Raw genomic sequence first — 19,497 nt, forward strand, 5'->3', positions numbered from 1 at the left:
TCAACCCCGTTGCTCGCGTGGACGACCGAAGCCGCCCCCGTTCCGGCGTGGGGGCCGGTACGGGGGCGGAGACTGGGGGCGGCCGTCCGGTCAGCCCATGTGCGGGTAGGTGTAGTCGGTCGGTGCGACCAGCGTCTCCTTGATGGCGCGGGTCAGCGTCCAGCGCATCAGGTTCTGCGGGGCGCCCGCCTTGTCGTTGGTGCCGGAGGCACGGCCGCCGCCGAAGGGCTGCTGGCCGACGACGGCGCCGGTCGACTTGTCGTTGATGTAGAAGTTGCCCGCCGCGTAGCGGAGCTTCTCCATCGCGTCGGCCGCGGCGGCCCGGTCACCGGCGATGATCGAGCCGGTCAGCGCGTACGCCGACACCGACTCCATCTGCTCCAGCATCTCCTCGTACTTGTCGTCCTCGTAGACGTGGACGGCGAGGATCGGGCCGAAGTACTCGGTCGTGAAGACCTCGTTGTCGGCGTCGGAGCACTCGATGACGGTCGGGCGGACGAAGTAGCCGACCGAGTCGTCGTAGCTGCCGCCCGCGAGGATCGTGCAGGTCGGGTCCTCCTTCGCCCGGTCGATCGCGGCCTTGTTCTTGGCGAAGGCACGCTCGTCGATCACGGCGCCGATGAAGTTCGACAGGTCGGTGACGTCACCCATCGCGATGGCGTCGACCTCGGCGGCGAACTCCTCCTTGAAGCCGGAGTTCCAGATGGAGGCGGGGACGTACGCCCGCGAGGACGCGGAGCACTTCTGGCCCTGGAACTCGAACGAGCCGCGGGTCAGCGCGGTCTTGAGGACGGCGCGGTCGGCGCTCGGGTGGGCGACGACGAAGTCCTTGCCGCCGGTCTCGCCGACGATCCGCGGGTAGGAGCGGTACTTCTCGATGTTGTTGCCGACCGTCTTCCACAGGTGCTGGAAGGTCCTGGTCGAGCCGGTGAAGTGGATACCGGCGAGCATCGGGTGCTCGAGGGCCACCTCGGAGACGGCGATGCCATCACCGGTCACCAGGTTGATGACGCCCTTGGGCAGACCGGCCTCCTCCAGGAGCCGCATCAGCAGCACGGCGGCGTGGGTCTGCGTCGGGGACGGCTTCCAGACGACGACGTTGCCCATGAGCGCGGGCGCGGTCGGCAGGTTGCCGGCGATGGCGGTGAAGTTGAACGGGGTGATCGCGTAGACGAAGCCCTCGAGCGGCCGGTGGTCGAGGCGGTTCCACACGCCCGGCGAGTTGGCCACGGGCTGCTCGGCGAGCAGGTCACGGGCGTACTTGACGTTGAAGCGCCAGAAGTCGACGAGCTCGCAGGGGGTGTCGATCTCGGCCTGCTGGGCGGTCTTCGACTGGCCGAGCATGGTGGAGGCGGCCAGCGTCTCGCGCCACGGGCCGGCCAGCAGCTCGGCGGCGCGCAGGATGATCGCGGCGCGGTCGTCGAAGGACATGGCGCGCCAGCCCGGCGCGGCCGCGAGGGCGGCGTCGATCGCGTCCTGCGCGTCCTGCTGGGTCGCGGTGGCGAAGGTACCGAGGACGGCCTTGTGGTTGTGCGGCTGTACGACGTCGACGCGCTCGCCGCCGCCCATCCGCCGCACGCCGCCGATCGTCATCGGCAGCTCGATCGGGTTCTCGGCCAGCTCCTTGAGCTTGGCCTCGAGACGGGCGCGCTCGGGCGAGCCGGGGGCGTAGCCGTGCACCGGCTCGTTGACCGGGGCGGGGACCTGGGTGACAGCGTCCATGGGTTCCGTTGCTCCTTAGCGAGGGGTGGGAGGGGCTCAGCCCTTGGTGAGAATCGAGCGGGCGAAGAAGAGCAGGTTGGCCGGCTTCTCCGCGAGGCGGCGCATGAAGTAGCCGTACCAGTCGGTGCCGTACGCGGTGTAGACGCGCATCCGGTGGCCCTCGGCCGCCAGTCGCAGGTGCTCGTCGCCGCGGATGCCGTACAGCATCTGGAACTCGTACTCGTCGAGCTTGCGGCCGGCGCGGTGGGCCAGCTCCTGGGCGATGGCGATCAGACGGGGGTCGTGCGACCCGATCATCGGGTAGCCGTCGCCCTCCATCAGGATCTTGAGGATGCGGACGTACGCCTTGTCGATCTCGGTCTTGTCCTGGTACGCGACGGAGGCGGGCTCCTTGTACGCGCCCTTGACGATACGGACGCGGCTGCCGGCCCGGGCGAGGCGGCGGGCGTCGTTCTCGGTGCGGAACAGATAGGCCTGGATCACGCAGCCGGTCTGCGGGAAGTCCTTGCGGAGCTCCTCGTGGATGGCAAACATCGAGTCGAGGGTGGTGTGGTCCTCCGCATCCAGCGTAACCGTCGTGCCGATGGCCGCGGCGGCCTCGACGACGGGGCGTACGTTGGCGAGCGCCAGCTCGTGGCCGCCCGGGAGAGCCTGGCCGAACATGGAGAGCTTCACGGACATCTCGGCCCTGGCGCCGAGGCCGAGCTCGGCCAGGTGCTCGACCAGGTCGAGGTAGGCGTCCCGCGCGGCGGCGGCCTGCTCGGGGGTGGTGATGTCCTCACCGACGACGTCGAGGGTGACTTCGAGGCCCTTGGCCGCGGCGTCCTGGACGATCGGAATGACCTGCTCGACCGTCTCGCCGGCGATGAACCGGGCGACGACCTGCTTGGTCCCCGGGGCGGCCGACACGAAGCGGCGCATCTTGTCGCTGCGCGAAGCGGCGAGGATCACGGGACCCAGCACGGGGCACCTCCACGGAACAGGTGTGTTGAAGTGGCCGGAACCGAACGATTCGGAAACAGCACGGAGAACCACCCTGAAACCTAAGGATGGCCCCGGCCGGCTGCCATCGACAGCTGTCACGCATCCGTGTCCGGGATCTCAGACATATGTCTGAAGGGTGCGAGAATGGCGGAGTGAAAGGCGACTACCAGGACCTCGTCGACGAGATCTCCGCGCTGCTGGCCATGCCGGCGACCCTGGAGAACCGCGACTTCGGGCTGATCGCCTTCGGGGCGCACGACAGCGACAGCGCCTTCGACGAGACCACGCTCGATCCGGTCCGCACCCGCTCGATCCTGACCAGGAAGTCCACCCCGGCGGTCCGCGCCTGGTTCGAGGGGTTCGGCATCACCCGCGCGACCGGCCCGGTCCGTATCCCCGCCGCCCCGGAGGCGGGCGTCAACCGCGGCCGGATCTGTCTGCCGGTGCGGCACCGGGGCGTCGCGCTCGGCTACGTGTGGCTGCTCGACACGGATCCGGGGCCGACCGCGGAGCAGCTCGCGGCCGCGATGGAGGTGACAGAGCGGATCGGCACCCTCCTCGCGGACGAGGAGCGCGCCGGGGCGGACCTGTCGCGGGAGCTGCGGGCGGTGCTCACGGCGGAGCGGGGCTGGCAGTACGACATGGCCCTCACCGCGCTGCGGTCGGCGCTCGGCCCGGACGCGGAGGGCCCGCACACCGTGGTGTGCGTGGCCCCGTGGCCGGAGTCCGACGCGCCTTCGACCCGGTCCCTGCCGGGCGCGGCGGCGCTGTGCACGGTCCCGCTGCCGCACGGCGGCCCGGCCCCCGGTCCCGCGCTGGCCGCGCTGGTGCGGCTGCGCTCCGCGGACGCTCCGGGCCCGGCGCTGACGGCGGCCGCCCGGCTGCGCGACGCGGCGGGCGGGGAACCGGCGGCCGCAGCCGGAGTCGCCTCGGCGCGGCGGGGACTGGCCGGGCTCGGCGCCGCCTGGCGGGAGGCCGCGTCGGCGGCCCGCGCCGCGCTGGCCGAACCCCGGCTCGGGCCGGTCGCCCCGTGGTCGGGGCTCGGCCCGTACCGGATGCTCACCGCGCTGCCCGCCGACGTGCTGCACGACCCGGCGGTGGCGGAGCTGCTGGCGCCCTCGCACGCCGAACTGGCCCGTACCGCCGAGGTGTTCCTCGACTGCGCAGGCCAGGCCGGGCGGACGGCGGCGGCACTGGGGATCCACCGACAGACCCTCTACTACCGGCTCTCCCGGGTCGAGCAGCTCACCGGTCTGGACCTCGACGACGGCGAGCACCGGCTGCTGCTGCACATGGCGCTGAAGAGCGCGCGCCTCTGACGTGGCGCTCGTTATTGAAAATAATAATCATTATGCTAAGTTCGGGCATCCCGTCGAACCCATGCCCGAAAGGGTGCCCCCGTGCGCCGCCTGACCGTCCGTCTCCTGCCCTCCGCCGCCCTGGCCTCGGCATCCCTTCTGCTGACCGGCTGCTTCGCCGCCTCCGGCGACACCTCGGAAGCAGGGGGCAAGCGCGTGCGTGTCGCGATGATGAACCCGCCGCGCTCCGGACTCTCCCCGCTCTCCGACGACGCCTTCAAGCTGTCGCGCTGGTCCACCGCGGAAACGCTCGTCACGCTCGACGCCGACGGCGACGCCGTTCCCGCCCTCGCCACCCGGTGGCAGCAGAAGGGCACCAGCTGGGTCTTCACCCTCCGCGAGGGCGTCACCTTCCACGACGGCAGCCGGATGACGGCGCACGACGTCCGCCGCTCCCTGACCCGCGCCGCCACCGCGTCCCCCAAGCCGCGCATCCTCGACGGGGTCGACCTCACGGTCACGGCGGAGGGGACGACCGTCACCGTCACCACTGCCGCAGAGGACCCGCTCGTCCCCCAGCGGCTCAGCTCCCCCCAGCTGTCGATCCTTTCCGCCAAGGCGTACCGGGGGAAGGCCGTCGACCCGGTCGGCACCGGCACCGGACCCTTCCGGCTGACGAAGGTCGACGGCACCTCCTCGGCCTCCCTCGACCGCTACGACGGCTACTGGGGCAGGAAGGCCGAGGCGCCGGGCATCGACGTGAGGTTCGTGCCCGACGGCACCGCCCGCGCCGCCGCCCTGCGCAGCGGGGAGGCCGACATCGTGGAGGCCGTCCCGGTGTCGCAGGCCGCGCTGCTCGACGAGGACCTGATCCACGAGGTCCCCATGCCGCGCACCAACACCCTCTACCTCAACACCGAAAAGGGCCCCTTCAAGGACCCGGCGCTGCGCGCCGCCGCGCGGGAGGCCGTCGACGCCGGCTCGATCGTCCGGGGCGTGTACGAGGGCCGCGCCGATACCGCCCGCGGTCTGCTCGGTCCCGCCCTCGCCTGGGCGGACGGGCTGCGCACCGCGCCGCGGCGGACCGCACCCGGCGACCCGGACGGCGCCACGGTCACCATCGGCACCTTCACCGACCGGGCCGAGCTCCCGGAGGTGGCCCAGACCCTCCAGCAGCAGCTCCGGAAGGCCGGATTCACGGTGGAGCTGGAGGTCCGCGAGTACGCCAACATCGAATCCGACGCGCTGGCCGGCGCCTTCGACGCGTTCGTCCTGTCCCGGGCGACGGTCCTCGACTCCGGCGATCCCGCCGCGTACCTCTACAGCGACTTCGCCTCCCAGGGCTCCTTCAACATCGCGCAGCTCGCCGACCCGGCCGTCGACAGGGCGCTGGAGAAGGCGACGACGACAACGGCGGGCGACGCCCGCCGCAGGGCGGTCATCGAGGCGGAGGCGGCGGTGCTGGCCACCGACGCCGCCGTGCCGATGCTGCACGAGCGGGTCATCCAGGGTGACGCGGCCTCGGTCGTCGGCGCGGCGCACGACCCGCGCGAGCGGCAGCTCGTCACCGTCGACACGTACATCAAGTGAGGGCGGGGGCCACGCGGGCGGCCGGCCTCGCCGCGGTCCTCGCGGTCGTCGGTCTGCTGCCCTGGCTCTCCGGCAAGGACCCGGCGCTCTCCGTCCTGCGGGCCCGTTCCGCCGAGCAGGAGGCCACCGCGGAGGCGCTGGCCGCCGTCCGCGCCGATCTCGGGCTCGACGCCGGTCCCCTGGCGCTCCTGGGAGGCTGGGCGTCCGGTCTGGTCCGGGGTGATCTCGGCGCCTCGTGGGTGTCGGGCACCGACGTGCTGCCGTCCGTCCTCGCCGGCCTGCAGGTGTCGCTGGGGCTGATGGGCGCGGCCCTCGCCGTGGCGGTGGTGGTGGCGACGGCGGCCTGCGCACCGGTCCTGGTCCGCGGCCGGGGCACCTCGGGCGCCGTCGCCGCGGTGCTCGCCGCACTCCCCGAGTTCCTGCTGGCGACCCTGCTGCTGATCGTGGGCGGGGTGTGGCTGGGATGGCTGCCGACCTCCGGCTGGCAGGGCCCGGCCCATCTGGTGCTGCCCGCCGTCGCGCTGGGTCTGCCGGCGGGCGGTCTGCTCGGGCGGCTCGTCGCCGACGCGCTGCCCGGCGCACTCGGTGAACGGTGGGCCGAGCTGTGGCGCGGCTCGGGCGTCCGCCCGTCGCTCGTCGCCCTGGCCGCCCTCCGGCGCGTCCTGCCGCCGCTCGTCCCGCAGTTCGGCATGGTCGTCGTCGGTCTCACGGGTGGCGCGATCGCCGTGGAGACGGTCTTCGCGGTGCCCGGCATCGGCCGTACGGCGCTGGGCGCCGCCAAGTCCCAGGACCTGCCGCTGCTCCAGGGCTCGGTGCTGGCGCTGCTCGTCCTCGGGCTGACGGCGGGCGCGCTCGCGGCCCTCGTCCGGCGGCGGCTGCTCGGCCGCGGTCTCCGCGACGCCCGTCTGACGCTGCCCGCTCCCCCGCCGCTACGGACCGGGTTGCTGCTGCCGGCGGCGCTGGCCGCCGTCCTGCTGGCGGTGATCGGGTGGGGCCTGCTGCGCGACCCGTACGGCGTGGACACGGCCGCCCGGCTCGCCGCGCCTTCGCTCACCCACCCGCTCGGCACGGACGGTCTCGGCCGGGACGTCCTGGCCCGGCTCGGGCACGGCGCGGCCGCGACCGCGGGCACCGCCGCCGCGGTCTGCGCACTCAGCTTCGTGGCCGCGACGGCCCTCGGCTTCGTCCCGAACGCGGCCGCAGGCATGTCCGACATCGCCAACGCCCTGCCCCCGGTGATCACGGGCATCCTGGTCGCCGCGGTCGTCGGTCCCGGCCCGGGCGGCGCGGCGCTCGCCGTGGCCCTGATCTCGTGGCCCCCGCTCGCCGCGCACGCCGCGGCGCTCGTCCAGGAGGTACGGGCCTCCGGCTTCCTCCTCGCCCAGCAGGCGATGGGCGCGGGCCCGGCGTGGATCCTGACCCGGCACGTCCTGCCCTCGGTCGCCGGACCGGTGGCCCGGCACGCGGTGCTGCGGCTGCCCGGCGTCGCACTGGCGCTGGCCTCCCTCGGCTTCCTCGGGCTGGGCGCCCAGCCGCCCGCTCCGGAGTGGGGGCTGCTGCTGGAGGAGTCACGCGCCTATCTGGAGCGGGCTCCCTGGGCGGCCCTCGCCCCTGCCGTGGCGCTCACCGCACTGGCCGCGCTGGCGGTGTCCCTGGCCTCGTACACGCGGACGGCCGGCGCCCGTACCACCACCCGTACCCGGAAGGCCCTGACCCGTGCGACCACCTGACACCGACCAGCGCCCGCCCGTACGGGAGGAACCGCTGTTGTCCGTGCGCGGCCTGCGCGTCGCGTTCGACGGCGGCGAGGCCGTACGCGGGCTGTCGTTCGACGTCCGGCAGGGCGAGGTCCTCGCGCTGGTCGGCGAGTCGGGCGCCGGGAAGTCGCTCACCGCCCGCGCGCTGCTGGGCATGGCGCCGCGGGAGGCGGTGGTGCGCGGCAGCGTCCGGTTGCGCGCGGACGGCCGCTCCCCGGGCGGCGTCGAACTCGTCGGGGCGAAGGCCCCGGTGCTCGGCGCGCTGTGGGGGCGTCGCATCGCCTTCGTCCCGCAGGACTCCCTGTCCGCGCTGTCGCCGGTGCACCCGGTCGGCGACCAGCTGGCCGCCGCCGTACGGTCCGTGCGGGGACTGTCCCGCCGGGACGCCCGGTCCATGGCGGCCGCGGCCCTGGAGAGAGTCGGCGTGCCGGCGGCCCGGGCCCGCGCCTTTCCGCACGAGTTCTCCGGCGGGATGCGCCAGCGGGCCGTCATCGCCATGGCCCTGATCAACGAACCCGAACTGGTCGTCGCCGACGAGCCCACCACCGCTCTCGACCCGGACATGCGGCAGCAGACCCTCCAGGTGCTCGGGGAGCAGCGCGAGGCGACCGGGGCCGCGCTGGTCCTGGTCACCCATGACCTGGAGAGCGTCGGAGAGCACGCCGACCGGGTGCTGGTCATGTACGCCGGCCGGCACGTCGAGTCCGGAGCCGTGGGAGCGGTGTTCGCCCGGCCGCGCGCCCCGTACACGGCCGGTCTCCTGGCCGCTCTCCCGTCCACCGGACCCGTGCCCGGCCGTGGCCGCCGGCTGCCGGCGATCGGCGGGACGCCCCCCGCGCTCGGGGAGGCTCCCGCCGGGTGCGGGTTCGCCCCGCGCTGCCCGCTCGCCGACGGCCGCTGCCGGGCCGAGCGGCCCGAGCCGAGACCCGTGGACGGCCGGGAGGTCTCCTGCCACCACTGGGCCCGGCTTCCCGGCCGCCCCGCCGAGTTGTTCCTGGAGACGGTATGAGTGCGCTGCTGGACGTACGCGGCCTGATCGTCCGGTACGGACCGGCCCTCGCCGTCGACGACGTCTCCTTCGAGCTGGCCGCCGGGGAGACCCTCGCCCTCGTCGGCCCCTCGGGGTGCGGCAAGTCGTCCACCGCCGCGGCCGTGCTGCAACTGCGCCGTCCGGACGCCGGCGAGGTGTGGTTCGACGGGCGCGAACTGACCTCGCTGGACGAGCGCGCACTGCGCCCGCTGCGCCCGGCGATGCAGCCCGTGTTCCAGGATCCGTACGGGTCGCTGAGCCCCCGTCAGCGAATCCGCGACGCGGTCGCGGAACCGCTGCGTGTCCAGGGACGCTGGGACGCCTCGTCCGGCCCGGGCCGGGTGGCAGAGCTGCTGGCGATGGTCGGTCTCGACGCGTCGCACGGCGACCGGCTGCCGTACGAGCTGTCCGGCGGACAGTGCCAGCGGGCCGGTATCGCCCGCGCTCTCGCGAGCGAGCCTCGCCTGCTCGTCCTCGACGAGCCGGTCTCCGCGCTGGACCCGTCCGTGCGCGCCGGGATTTTGAACCTCCTCGCGGACCTTCAGGACAGGCTCGGTCTCGGCTACCTGTTCATCTGCCACGACGTGGCGCTGGTGCGCCACTTCGCCGACCGGACCGCGCGGATGCGGGCCGGTCGGATCGAACGGTTCGTCGCCCCCTGACCGCGTGCCCGGCCCGGCCGTGACCCGGTTCGCCGCCTGTCAGCGCACGGCGGGCGGGCCGGGAGGACGGCGGCCGGTCGCGGACTCGTCCGCCCTGGCCGCGTCGGCGAGTGCTTCGGCGGCGGCCTCCGCGGCCTGCGCCGCGTCGTCGGCGGCCTGGGCGGACCGGTCGTCGGCGGAGGTCTCGCGGGTGGCAGGCGACTGCGGGAGCACTTCGCCGAAGGCGCGGGAGATCCCCTCGAGCGCGGAGGTGACCTCGCTGGGGATCACCCAGAAGGTGCTGCCCTGCCCCTGGGCGATCTGCGGCAGCATCTGGAGGTACTGGTAGGCGAGCAGCTTCGGGTCGGGGTCGTTGCGGTGCACGGCCTGGAACACCTCGTCGATGGCCCGGGACTGGCCCTCGGCCTTGAGGATCTCGGCCGTGCGGTTGCCCTCCGCGCGCAGGACGGCGGACTGCTTGTCGCCCTCGGCGGTCAGGATCTGCGACTGGCGCTGGCCCTCGGCCCCGAGGATCGCGGCGCGCTTGTCGCGCTCGGCGCGCATCTGCTTCTGCATCGCGTCCTTGATGGACTGCGGCGGGTCGATGGCCTTGATCTCGACCCGGTTGACCCGCAGCCCCCACTTGCCGGTGGCGTCGTCGAGCACGCCGCGGAGCTGGTTGTTGATGGTGTCGCGGGAGGTCAGGGTCTTCTCCAGGTCCATGGACCCGACGACGTTGCGCAGGGTGGTGACGGTGAGCTGCTCGACCGCCTGGAGGAAGTTCGCGATCTCGTAGAAGGCCGCCCGGGGGTCGGTGACCTGGAAGTACAGGACGGTGTCGATCTCGACGACCAAATTGTCCTCGGTGATGACCGGCTGCGGGCGGAAGGACACGACCTGCTCGCGCAGGTCGATCACCGGATGCACACGGTCGATGTAGGGGATGACGAGGTTGAGGCCGGGCTGCAGCGTGCGGTGGTAGCGGCCGAGCCGTTCGACGTTGCGGGCGCGGGCCTGCGGCACGATCCGCACCGCCCGCACCACGGTGAAGACGGCGATCAGGGCGACGATCAGGCCGGCGACGAGGGCTGCCGAGGCTTCCATGGGTCACTCCCGGGGGTAGACGAGCGCTGTGGTGCCGCTGATCTCGATGACGTCGACGGTCGTTCCCGGAGGGATCACCAGCGTCTCGTCGTACGGGCGGGCGGTCCATTCCTCGCCGCCGATACGGACCCGGCCGCCCAGGCCCGACACCTCGGAGACGACATAGGCGCCCCGGCCGACCAGCGCGTCCACACCGAATCGTTCCTTCTGCGGCTTGAGCACATGGCGCAGTGCGAGGGGACGCAGGAAGAGCATGCTCGCCGTGGCGACGACGGTGAAGACCAGGAGTTGCCAGGGCACCGGAAGCCCGATCGCGGCGGCTCCCGCCGTGACCAGCGCGGCCCCGCCCAGCATGCCGAGCGAGGCGGTGAGCGTGAAGATCTCCGCCACAGCCAGCAGCGCTGCGACGATCAACCAGATCAGCCATGCGTCCATCGCGTGCCCCTCCTGACCTGTGCAGGTGAGCGAATGGGCGGACCATCACCCGGGCCGCCCGTACGGGAGTGCCGCGCAGCCCCCGGCAACCCCGCGGAACGAGCAGGGCCATACGAAAGGCACCGCGGCCTCACACGGCCTATGCCCGATTTGAAGTAATTTTACCCATTTGCCGCATCGGCTCCTGTTCCGCGGGCGGCGGCGGCGCGAACCCCGGACACGCGAAGGCCCCCGGTCGCTGCCACAAGGGCGAGCGGCCGGGGGCCGGGGCGACGGAGCGTAAGGGTCAGTCCGTGAGGTTCACCGTGCGGGCCGAGGCGGCGCCGATCTCCTCGGCGATCTCCGCGAGCACCGGCACCGGCACCGTGTCGTCCACGGTGAGGACGACGAGCGCCTCGCCGCCCTCCTCCGCGCGGGACACCTGCATACCGGCGATGTTCAGACCGGCCTCGCCGAGGATGCGGCCGACCGTGCCGACGACGCCGGGACGGTCCTCGTAACGCAGCACGACCATGTGGTCGGCGAGGGCCAGGTCCACGTCGTGCTCGCCGATGGCGACGATCTTCTGGAGGTGCTTGGGACCGGCCAGCGTGCCGGAGACCGCGACCTCCTCGCCGTCCGAGAGCGTGCCGCGCACGGTCACGACGTTGCGGTGGTCCGGGGACTCGGAGCTGGTCGTCAGCCGGACCTCGACACCGCGCTCCTGCGCGAACAGCGGCGCGTTGACGTAGGACACCGTCTCGTCGACCACGTCCTCGAAGACGCCCTTGAGCGCGGACAGCTCCAGCACCTTGACGTCGTGCTGGGTGATCTCGCCGTACACCTCGACGTCGAGACGGACCGCCACCTCGCCCGCGAGGGCGGTGAAGATGCGGCCGAGCTTCTCGGCGAGCGGCAGACCGGGACGCACGTCCTCGGCGATGACGCCGCCCTGGACGTTGACCGCGTCGGGGACCAGCTCACCGGCGAGGGCGAGACGGACCGAGCGGGCGACGGCGATGCCGGCCTTCTCCTGGGCCTCGTCCGTGGAAGCGCCCAGGTGCGGGGTGCAGACGACCTGGTCGAGCTCGAAGAGCGGGGAGTCGGTGCACGGCTCCTTCGCGTACACGTCCAGGCCCGCGCCGGCGACCCGGCCCTCCTTCAGCGCCGAGTACAGCGCCTCCTCGTCGACGATCCCGCCACGCGCGGCGTTGACGATGCGGACGGCCGGCTTGACCTTGTGCAGCGCCTCGTCGCCGATCAGACCGAGCGTCTCGGGCGTCTTGGGCAGGTGGACGGTGATGAAGTCGGAGACCTCGAGCAGCTCGTCGAGCGTGAGCAGCTTGACCCCCATCTGCGCGGCGCGCGCGGGCTGCACATAGGGGTCGTAGGCGACGACCTTCATACCGAAGGCGGACATGCGCTGCGCGACCAGGACGCCGATCCGGCCGAGGCCGACGACGCCGAGGGTCTTCTCGCTCAGCTCGACGCCCGTGTACTTCGAGCGCTTCCACTCGCCGTTCTTGAGGGCGGTGTTGGCCTGGGGGATGTTGCGCGCGGTGGCGACGAGCAGGCCGCAGGCGAGCTCGGCGGCGGTGACGATGTTGGACGTCGGCGCGTTGACGACCATCACGCCGGCCTTGGTGGCGGACGACACGTCCACGTTGTCCAGGCCCACACCGGCGCGGGCGACGACCCGCAGCTTCTTGGCGGCGGCGATGGCCTCCGCGTCGACCTTGGTGGCCGAGCGGACCAGAATCGCGTCCACGTCGGCGATCGCGGGGATGAGCTCCGCGCGGTCGGCGCCGTTGCAGTGCCGGATCTCGAAATCCGGGCCCAGCGCGTCGACGGTGGCGGGCGACAACTCTTCAGCGATGAGTACGACAGGTTTCGAGCTCACGTGAGTCCTCACATGTCCGGTGCAGACGGCCGTCCCGACGGCCGCAGCGGTGGAGGGGGTCAGCCGCGTGGAAGACGCACGACACTGTGGGCCTGACGCGTGTGTTGATGAGTGTAGTGGTGCGCCGCGGCGCGTCATGCGCCTCAGCGGCAGGATCACCCGTCCGTGGCTGGACGAAGTGGAGAAGCGGCCGGACGTACGGGTGAGGGGGCCGCGGACCGGCCCCCTCGCCCGAAGGATCACGCCTCTTCGTTGTCGACCCAGCTCATGAGCTTGCGCAGCTCCTTGCCGGTGGTCTCCAGCAGGTGCTCGGAGTCCTGGGTCTTGTACTCGTTGTACTTCTTCAGACCGCCGTGGTACTCGTCCATCCAGTTCTTGGCGAAGGTGCCGTCCTGGATCTCGGTGAGGACCTTCTTCATCTCGGCCTTGGTGTCTTCCGTGATGATCCGCGGGCCGGTGACGTAGTCGCCCCACTCGGCGGTCTCGGAGACCGACCAGCGCATCTTCTCCAGGCCGCCCTCGTACATGAGGTCCACGATCAGCTTCAGCTCGTGGAGGCACTCGAAGTACGCGATCTCCGGCTGGTAGCCGGCCTCGGTCAGGGTCTCGAAGCCCGCCTTGACCAGCGCCGCGGTGCCACCGCAGAGGACGGCCTGCTCGCCGAAGAGGTCCGTCTCGGTCTCTTCCTTGAAGGTCGTCTTGATGACGCCCGCGCGGGTGCCGCCGATGCCCTTGGCGTACGACAGCGCCAGGTCGAAGGCCTTGCCGGTGGCGTCCTGCTCGACGGCGGCGATGCACGGGACGCCGCGGCCCTCCTCGTACTGGCGGCGGACCAGGTGGCCCGGGCCCTTCGGGGCGACCATGGCGACGTCGACACCGGCCGGCGGCTTGATGAAGCCGAAGCGGATGTTCAGGCCGTGGCCGAAGAACAGGGCGTCGCCGTCCTTCAGGTTGTCCTTGACGGACTCCTCGTAGACCTGGGCCTGGATCGGGTCCGGGACCAGGATCATGATGACGTCGGCCTCGGCGGCGGCCTCGGCGGGCGTCACCACGCGCAGGCCCTGCTCCTCGGCCTTGGCCTTGGACTTGGAGCCCTCGTGCAGACCGACGCGGACGTCGACACCCGAGTCACGCAGCGACAGCGCGTGGGCGTGGCCCTGGCTTCCGTAGCCGATGACCGCGACCTTGCGGTTCTGGATGATGGACAGGTCGGCGTCGTCGTCGTAGAACAGCTCGGCCACTTGGTTGTCTCCTTGGTGTGCACGTCTTTGGAATGACGCTTTGCGTCCCACCGTACGGCGGGATCGGCGGGAAAAGATTCGCGGTCTCGCCAGGCGAGAACGGGGGTGGTGCGGGGGCGGTGCGAGGGCTATGCGGAACGGTCCAGGGCGCGCAGCGACCGGTCCGTGATGGAGCGGGCGCCACGCCCTATGGCGATCGTGCCGGACTGGACGAGCTCCTTGATGCCGAACTGCTCGAGCATCTTCAGCATCGCCTCGAGCTTGTCACTCGAACCGGTGGCCTCGATCGTGACGGCCTCGGGCGAGACGTCGACGGTCTTGGCGCGGAAGAGCTGGACGATCTCGACGATCTGCGAGCGGGTCTCGTTGTCGGCGCGGACCTTCACCAGCACGAGCTCGCGCTGGATCGCGGCGCCGGGCTCGAGCTCGACGATCTTCAGGACGTTGACGAGCTTGTTGAGCTGCTTGGTCACCTGCTCGAGCGGCAGGTCCTCGACGCCCACCACGATGGTGATGCGGGAGATGTCGGGGTGTTCGGTGACGCCGACCGCGAGGGAGTCGATGTTGAACCCGCGGCGGGAGAACAGCGCGGCGATCCGGGCGAGAATGCCAGGGGTGTTCTCGACCAGGACCGAGAGCGTGTGCTTGGACATGTTTCTGGTCGCTCTCTCTCAGTCGTCTTCGTTGTCGCCGAAGTCGGGGCGGACGCCGCGGGCGGCCATGACCTCGTCGTTGGAGGTGCCGGCGGCGACCATGGGCCACACCTGGGCGTCCTCGTGGACGATGAAGTCGATGACGACCGGGCGGTCGTTGATCGCGTTGGCCTCGGCGATGACCTTGTCCAGCTCGTCCGGGGACTCGCAGCGGATCGCGTGGCAGCCCATGGCCTCCGACAGCTTGACGAAGTCGGGGACGCGGGTCCCGGCGCTCTTCTCCAGGCCGGTGGCGTCCGGGCCGGAGTGCAGCACGGTGTTGGAGTAGCGCTGGTTGTAGAACAGGGTCTGCCACTGGCGGACCATCCCGAGGGCGCCGTTGTTGATGATCGCGACCTTGATCGGGATGTTGTTCAGCGCGCAGGTGACCAGTTCCTGGTTGGTCATCTGGAAGCAGCCGTCGCCGTCGATCGCCCAGACCGTGCGCTCCGGTGCGCCGGCCTTGGCGCCCATCGCGGCGGGAACCGCGTAGCCCATCGTCCCGGCACCGCCGGAGTTCAGCCAGGTGGCCGGCTTCTCGTAGTTGATGAAGTGCGCGGCCCACATCTGGTGCTGGCCGACGCCCGCCGCGAAGATCGTGTCGTCCGGAGCGAGTTCGCCGATGCGCTGGATGACCTGCTGCGGGGCGAGGCTGCCGTCGTCCGGCTGCTCGTAGCCGAGCGGGTAGGTCTCGCGCCAGCGGTTGAGGTCCTTCCACCAGGCGCTGTAGTCCCCGGCGTTGCCGTCGCTGTGCTCGGCCTGGACGGCCTGGACCAGGTCGGCGATGACCTCGCGGGCGTCGCCGACGATCGGGACGTCGGCGGTGCGGTTCTTGCCGATCTCGGCCGGGTCGATGTCGGCGTGGACGACCTTCGCGTACGGCGCGAAGCTGTCCAGCTTGCCGGTGACCCGGTCGTCGAAACGGGCTCCGAGGGCGACGATCAGGTCGGCCTTCTGCAGCGCGGTGACGGCGGTGACCGCACCGTGCATGCCCGGCATTCCCACGTGCAGCGGGTGGCTGTCGGGGAACGCGCCCAGCGCCATCAGGGTGGTGGTGACGGGGGCTCCGGTGAGCTCGGCGAGAACCTTCAGCTCGGTGGTGGCGCCGGCCTTGAGGACGCCGCCTCCGACGTACAGGACCGGGCGCTTGGCGCCGATGATCAGCTTGGCGGCCTCGCGGATCTGCTTGGCGTGCGGCTTGGTCACCGGGCGGTAGCCGGGCAGATCGGTCTGCGGCGGCCAGCTGAAGGTGGTCTTCGCCTGGAGGGCGTCCTTGGCGATGTCGACGAGGACGGGGCCCGGGCGGCCGGTGGAGGCGATGTGGAAGGCCTCCGCGATGGTGCGCGGGATGTCCTGCGCCCGGGTCACCAGGAAGTTGTGCTTGGTGATCGGCATGGTGATGCCGCAGATGTCCGCCTCCTGGAAGGCGTCCGTACCGATCGCCTTGGAGGCGACCTGACCGGTGATCGCGACGAGCGGCACGGAGTCCATGTGCGCGTCGGCGATCGGGGTGACCAGGTTGGTGGCGCCGGGGCCGGAGGTGGCCATGCAGACGCCGACCTTGCCGGTGGCCTGCGCGTAACCGGTGGCTGCGTGGCCGGCGCCCTGCTCGTGGCGGACGAGGACGTGGCGGACCTTCGAGGAGTCCATCATCGGGTCGTACGCCGGGAGGATGGCGCCGCCCGGGATGCCGAACACCGTGTCGGCCCCTACTTCCTCGAGAGAGCGAATCAGGGACTGCGCACCCGTGACGTGTTCGACGGTGGCGGACGGCTGTCCGCCGCTACGGGCCCGCGGTTGCGGATGGTGGGCCCCGGAGGCCTGCTCGGTCATCGGCGTTCTCTTCTCGAAGCTGAGGTTTTCGCGAGGGTCTGGTACGGATTCACATCGTGCCGGTGCAACAAAAAACCCCTCGTGCCGTGAGGCAAGCGAGGGGAGCGCGTCGGGGGTGTTCGCAGAGCTGACTGTGCGGCCCTGCTAGCCGACGCGCTTTCCAAGTACGAGAATTCGGGTGCGCATGGCATTGACCCTCCCCCCGGCGCGCTACCACTGTCAAGTGGGTGGGACGCGAGTCTCACTATTTGAACCGTTCCGGGCGGGTGGGATGATGCCTGCAGTGAGCACCGGCAGCGCGAGGGCCGCGGGCACCGGGTACTCGCCTCTGACCAGCGCGCGCCTCAGCCGGTACTCGTCCAGCGGCCCGGAGAAGGCCATCCCCTGGGCGTGCGTGCACCCCATGGTGCGCAGCGCCAGCACCTGCTCGGGGACGTCCACCCCGTCCGCGACGGACTGCATTCCGAGGTCGCCCGCGATACGGAGCAGCCCGCTCGTGATCTTGTGCAGCCTGGCGGACTCGACGACGCCCTCGACCAGCCCTCTGTCCAGTTTCAGCACGTCCACCGGGAGTCTGCGGAGCGCGTTGATCGCCGCGTAGCCGCTGCCGAAACCGTCCAGCGCGATCCGTACGCCCAGCCGGCGCAGCGCGGTGAGCCGCTGTTCCAGTTCGTCGAAGGAGATCCGCGGGTCGCTGTCCGCGAGCTCGATGACAAGTGCCCCGGACGGCAGGCCGTGCCGGGTGAGCAGGGCCTCGATGGAGCCGAGCGGCAGGGATCTGTCCAGCAGCAGCCGGGCGGACAGCCGCACCGACACCGTTGTCCCGTGCCCGAGCCGGCGCCGCTCCGCGGCCTGCCCGACGGCCTCCTCGAGCAGCCAGCGGCCGAGTTCGGCGCTGCGGTCGCCCTCCTCGGAGACCCGCAGGAACTCGGCAGGCGTGAACAGGATGCCCTGGGCGGAGCGCCAGCGGGCCTGCGCCGAGACCGCCGCGATACGGCCGGTGGCCAGGCTCACGACCGGCTGGTGCAGCAGCGCGAACTCGCCCTCGTGCAGGGCGCTGCGCAGCCGTGCGGCCAGCTCGGTGCGGCGGACCACCTCGGCCTGCATCTGGGGCGCGTACAGCTCGACCCGGTCCTTGCCGCCGGCCTTGGCCCGGTACATGGCGAGGTCCGCGTTGCGCATCAGGTCGGTGGGGCTCATCGCCGGCTCGGCGAAGGCGACGCCGATGGAGGCGGCGACGCGCACCTCGCCGGCGTCGATGCGGTACGGCTGGGAGAGCATGAGCCGCAGCCTGTCGGCGATCTCCAGCACCTGCGACTCGCGGGCGGTCCTGTCGCCGGAGCCGTCGCCGACGATGAGGGCCGCGAACTCGTCTCCGCCCAGTCTGGCGGCCGTGTCCCCGGCCCGCACGGAGTCGGCGAGCCGCCGGGCCGCCTGGATCAGCAGTTCGTCGCCCGCCTGGTGGCCGAGGCGGTCGTTGACGCCCTTGAAGCCGTCGAGGTCGATGAAGAGCACGGCGGTGCCCTCGTCGCCCGCCCTGCGGCCGGTGAGGGCGCCCCGGACCCGCTCGGTGAACAGGGCTCGGTTGGGCAGGTCGGTGAGCGGGTCGTGCTCCGCGTTGTGCTGGAGCTGGGCCTGGAGGCGCACCCGTTCCGTGACGTCGCGGCTGTTGAGGATCAGACCGCCCTGGTGGCGGCTGACGGTCGACTCCACGTTGAGCCAGTCGCCGGAGCCGGACTTGAACCGGCACTCCATGCGTGTGGTCGGCTCCTGGGCCGGTTCGGCGGCCAGGAAGCGGCGCAGCTCGTGGACGACGCGCCCGAGGTCGTCCGGGTGGATGAGGGAGGCCAGTTCGGAGCCCACCAGCTCCTCCGCCTCGCGCCCGTAGACCCCGGCCGCCGCGGGCGAGACGTACCGCAGCACCCCGGAGGGCGCGGCGATCATGATGACGTCGCTCGAACCCTGCACCAGCGAGCGGAAGTGGTTCTCCTTCTGGGCCAGTTCGTGGGTGAGGGCGATGTTGTCGAGCAGCATGATGCCCTGCCGTACGACGAGGGCGAGGACGACGGTGCAGCCCGTGAGGACGACGACCCGGTCGACCCGGCGGCCCTCGATGACGTTGTACAGGATGCCGAGGGTGCACACGGCCGCGGCGAGATACGGAGTGAGCGCGGACAGGGAGCTGGTGATGGGCCGGCCCGGATGCCGCACGCCCAGCGGGGGCCGTGCGGCGTCCGGTACCCTGCGCGCTCCCCAGGGGGCGTACGCGAGCAGCAGCGAGCCCGCGAACCACCCGGCGTCGAGCAGCTGGCCGGAGCGGTAACTCTCGCGCAGCAGCGGTGAGGTGAACAGGGCGTCGCACAGGACGGTGAGCGCGAGACCGGCGATGGCCGTGTTGACCGCCGACCGGTTGGCCGACGAGCGGCGGAAGTGCAGCGCGAGAACCATGCTCACCAGCACGATGTCCAGCAGCGGGTAGGCGAGCGAGAGCGCCGCCGGGGCCACGCTCTCGCCCTGCGCGTGGGCGGTGTGGGCGAGCGCGAGGCTCCAGGAGAGGGTGAGCAGCGAGCCGCCGATCAGCCAGGCGTCGAGCCCGAGGCAGACCCAGCCGGCCTTGGACACGGGCCGTTTGGCGAGCACCAGGAGCCCGACGATGGCGGGCGGCGCGAAGCAGAGGAAGAACAGGTCGGCCACGGACGGGCTCGGCACCGGGCGGCCCAGCACCACCTCGTACCAGCCCCAGATCGCGTTCCCCGCCGACGCCATCGCCGAGGACAGCGCGAACAGCAGCCACGCGGGCCGGAAGCGGCAGGCCGTCGAACGCGCGTAGAGCAGGCAGGAGACGGCGGCGATCAGGGCGGCGAGGCTGAGCCCGAAGTCCCCCATGACCAGCGCCAGTCGGGTCGATCCCCAGCCGAAGGCCGCCCCCACCCCGTAACCGGCGCAGACGAACGCCAGGAGGAGCTGACGGGCAGCCCCCGGGCCGCCGCGCGGCACCGCGTCCCCGAGGACGAACGCCCCGGGCGCGGTCATCGCGCGGTCCAGGGGTGAGCGGGCGGCCGCGGAGGTGCGGGCGGCGGGGCCGCGGGTGGCGTCGTCACGGGCGGCGTCGTCACGGGTCGGGGAATCGCGGATGGTGGAGTCGCTCCGCACAGCGGAGTCCGCGGGATTCGTCGGCGGCCGCCCTGCCGCGTCGATTCGGTCCATCGGCCCTGCATCGCCCGTCGCCCCCCTCACGTCTGATCGGCAATCAGTTCGCGCCACAGCACCACCCCTCACCGGTGCAGCCCC

14 protein-coding genes are annotated in these 19,497 nt (G+C 71.9%); 5 read left to right on the forward strand and 9 right to left on the reverse strand.

What is annotated here, in order from left to right:
• Window positions 1-90: 90 nt before the first annotated feature.
• A complete protein-coding gene (pruA, locus tag ACFYOP_RS10795) occupies window positions 91-1,722 on the reverse strand; it encodes an L-glutamate gamma-semialdehyde dehydrogenase (protein WP_356892907.1) in 1,632 nt (543 codons plus the stop codon).
• A 36-nt stretch (window positions 1,723-1,758) separates the two neighbouring features.
• On the reverse strand, window positions 1,759-2,685 hold the full coding sequence (locus tag ACFYOP_RS10800; RefSeq protein ID WP_356892905.1) for a proline dehydrogenase family protein: 927 nt from the start codon (window positions 2,683-2,685) through the stop codon (window positions 1,759-1,761).
• 146 nt (window positions 2,686-2,831) lie between these two features.
• Between ACFYOP_RS10800 and ACFYOP_RS10805 the strand changes: the two genes are divergently transcribed.
• The 5 genes from ACFYOP_RS10805 (at window position 2,832) to ACFYOP_RS10825 (ending at window position 9,043) form a co-directional block, all read left to right on the forward strand.
• On the forward strand, window positions 2,832-4,025 hold the full coding sequence (locus ACFYOP_RS10805) for a helix-turn-helix domain-containing protein (protein WP_356892903.1): 1,194 nt from the start codon (window positions 2,832-2,834) through the stop codon (window positions 4,023-4,025).
• 81 nt (window positions 4,026-4,106) lie between these two features.
• Window positions 4,107-5,594, forward strand: coding sequence for an ABC transporter substrate-binding protein (locus tag ACFYOP_RS10810; RefSeq protein WP_356892901.1), 1,488 nt, complete (start codon window positions 4,107-4,109; stop codon window positions 5,592-5,594).
• A complete protein-coding gene (locus ACFYOP_RS10815; protein WP_356892899.1) occupies window positions 5,591-7,324 on the forward strand; it encodes an ABC transporter permease subunit in 1,734 nt (577 codons plus the stop codon). Before ACFYOP_RS10810 ends, ACFYOP_RS10815 begins: the two co-directional genes overlap by 4 nt.
• Window positions 7,311-8,360: an ABC transporter ATP-binding protein gene (locus ACFYOP_RS10820; RefSeq protein WP_356892897.1), complete on the forward strand. Its 1,050-nt coding sequence runs from the start codon at window positions 7,311-7,313 to the stop codon at window positions 8,358-8,360. Before ACFYOP_RS10815 ends, ACFYOP_RS10820 begins: the two co-directional genes overlap by 14 nt.
• The gene (locus tag ACFYOP_RS10825; protein WP_356892895.1) at window positions 8,357-9,043 is read left to right on the forward strand and encodes a dipeptide/oligopeptide/nickel ABC transporter ATP-binding protein; all 687 of its coding nucleotides are present in this window, start codon (window positions 8,357-8,359) and stop codon (window positions 9,041-9,043) included. The genes ACFYOP_RS10820 and ACFYOP_RS10825 overlap by 4 nt, the downstream gene beginning before the upstream one ends.
• 39 nt (window positions 9,044-9,082) lie before the next feature.
• Here ACFYOP_RS10825 and ACFYOP_RS10830 read toward each other — a convergent pair whose 3' ends face one another.
• The 7 genes from ACFYOP_RS10830 to ACFYOP_RS10860 form a co-directional block, all read right to left on the reverse strand.
• Complete coding sequence (locus ACFYOP_RS10830) at window positions 9,083-10,126, reverse strand: SPFH domain-containing protein (protein ID WP_356892893.1); 1,044 nt, start codon at window positions 10,124-10,126, stop codon at window positions 9,083-9,085.
• Between the two features lie 3 nt (window positions 10,127-10,129).
• On the reverse strand, window positions 10,130-10,561 hold the full coding sequence (locus ACFYOP_RS10835; RefSeq protein ID WP_356892891.1) for an NfeD family protein: 432 nt from the start codon (window positions 10,559-10,561) through the stop codon (window positions 10,130-10,132).
• A gap of 286 nt (window positions 10,562-10,847) precedes the next feature.
• Window positions 10,848-12,440: a phosphoglycerate dehydrogenase gene (gene serA, locus ACFYOP_RS10840; protein WP_356892889.1), complete on the reverse strand. Its 1,593-nt coding sequence runs from the start codon at window positions 12,438-12,440 to the stop codon at window positions 10,848-10,850.
• A gap of 239 nt (window positions 12,441-12,679) precedes the next feature.
• Complete coding sequence (gene ilvC, locus ACFYOP_RS10845; RefSeq protein WP_356892887.1) at window positions 12,680-13,732, reverse strand: ketol-acid reductoisomerase; 1,053 nt, start codon at window positions 13,730-13,732, stop codon at window positions 12,680-12,682.
• A 77-nt stretch (window positions 13,733-13,809) separates the two neighbouring features.
• Entirely contained in the window at window positions 13,810-14,334 is a 525-nt protein-coding gene (gene ilvN / locus ACFYOP_RS10850) for an acetolactate synthase small subunit (RefSeq protein WP_100109313.1), read from the reverse strand.
• Between the two features lie 18 nt (window positions 14,335-14,352).
• A complete protein-coding gene (locus ACFYOP_RS10855) occupies window positions 14,353-16,206 on the reverse strand; it encodes an acetolactate synthase large subunit (protein WP_356892885.1) in 1,854 nt (617 codons plus the stop codon).
• A gap of 219 nt (window positions 16,207-16,425) precedes the next feature.
• On the reverse strand, window positions 16,426-19,239 hold the full coding sequence (locus tag ACFYOP_RS10860; RefSeq protein WP_356892965.1) for an EAL domain-containing protein: 2,814 nt from the start codon (window positions 19,237-19,239) through the stop codon (window positions 16,426-16,428).
• Window positions 19,240-19,497: the final 258 nt, after the last annotated feature.

The sequence above is a fragment of the Streptomyces sp. NPDC006294 genome (assembly GCF_042870895.1).
GTDB lineage: Bacteria > Actinomycetota > Actinomycetes > Streptomycetales > Streptomycetaceae > Streptomyces.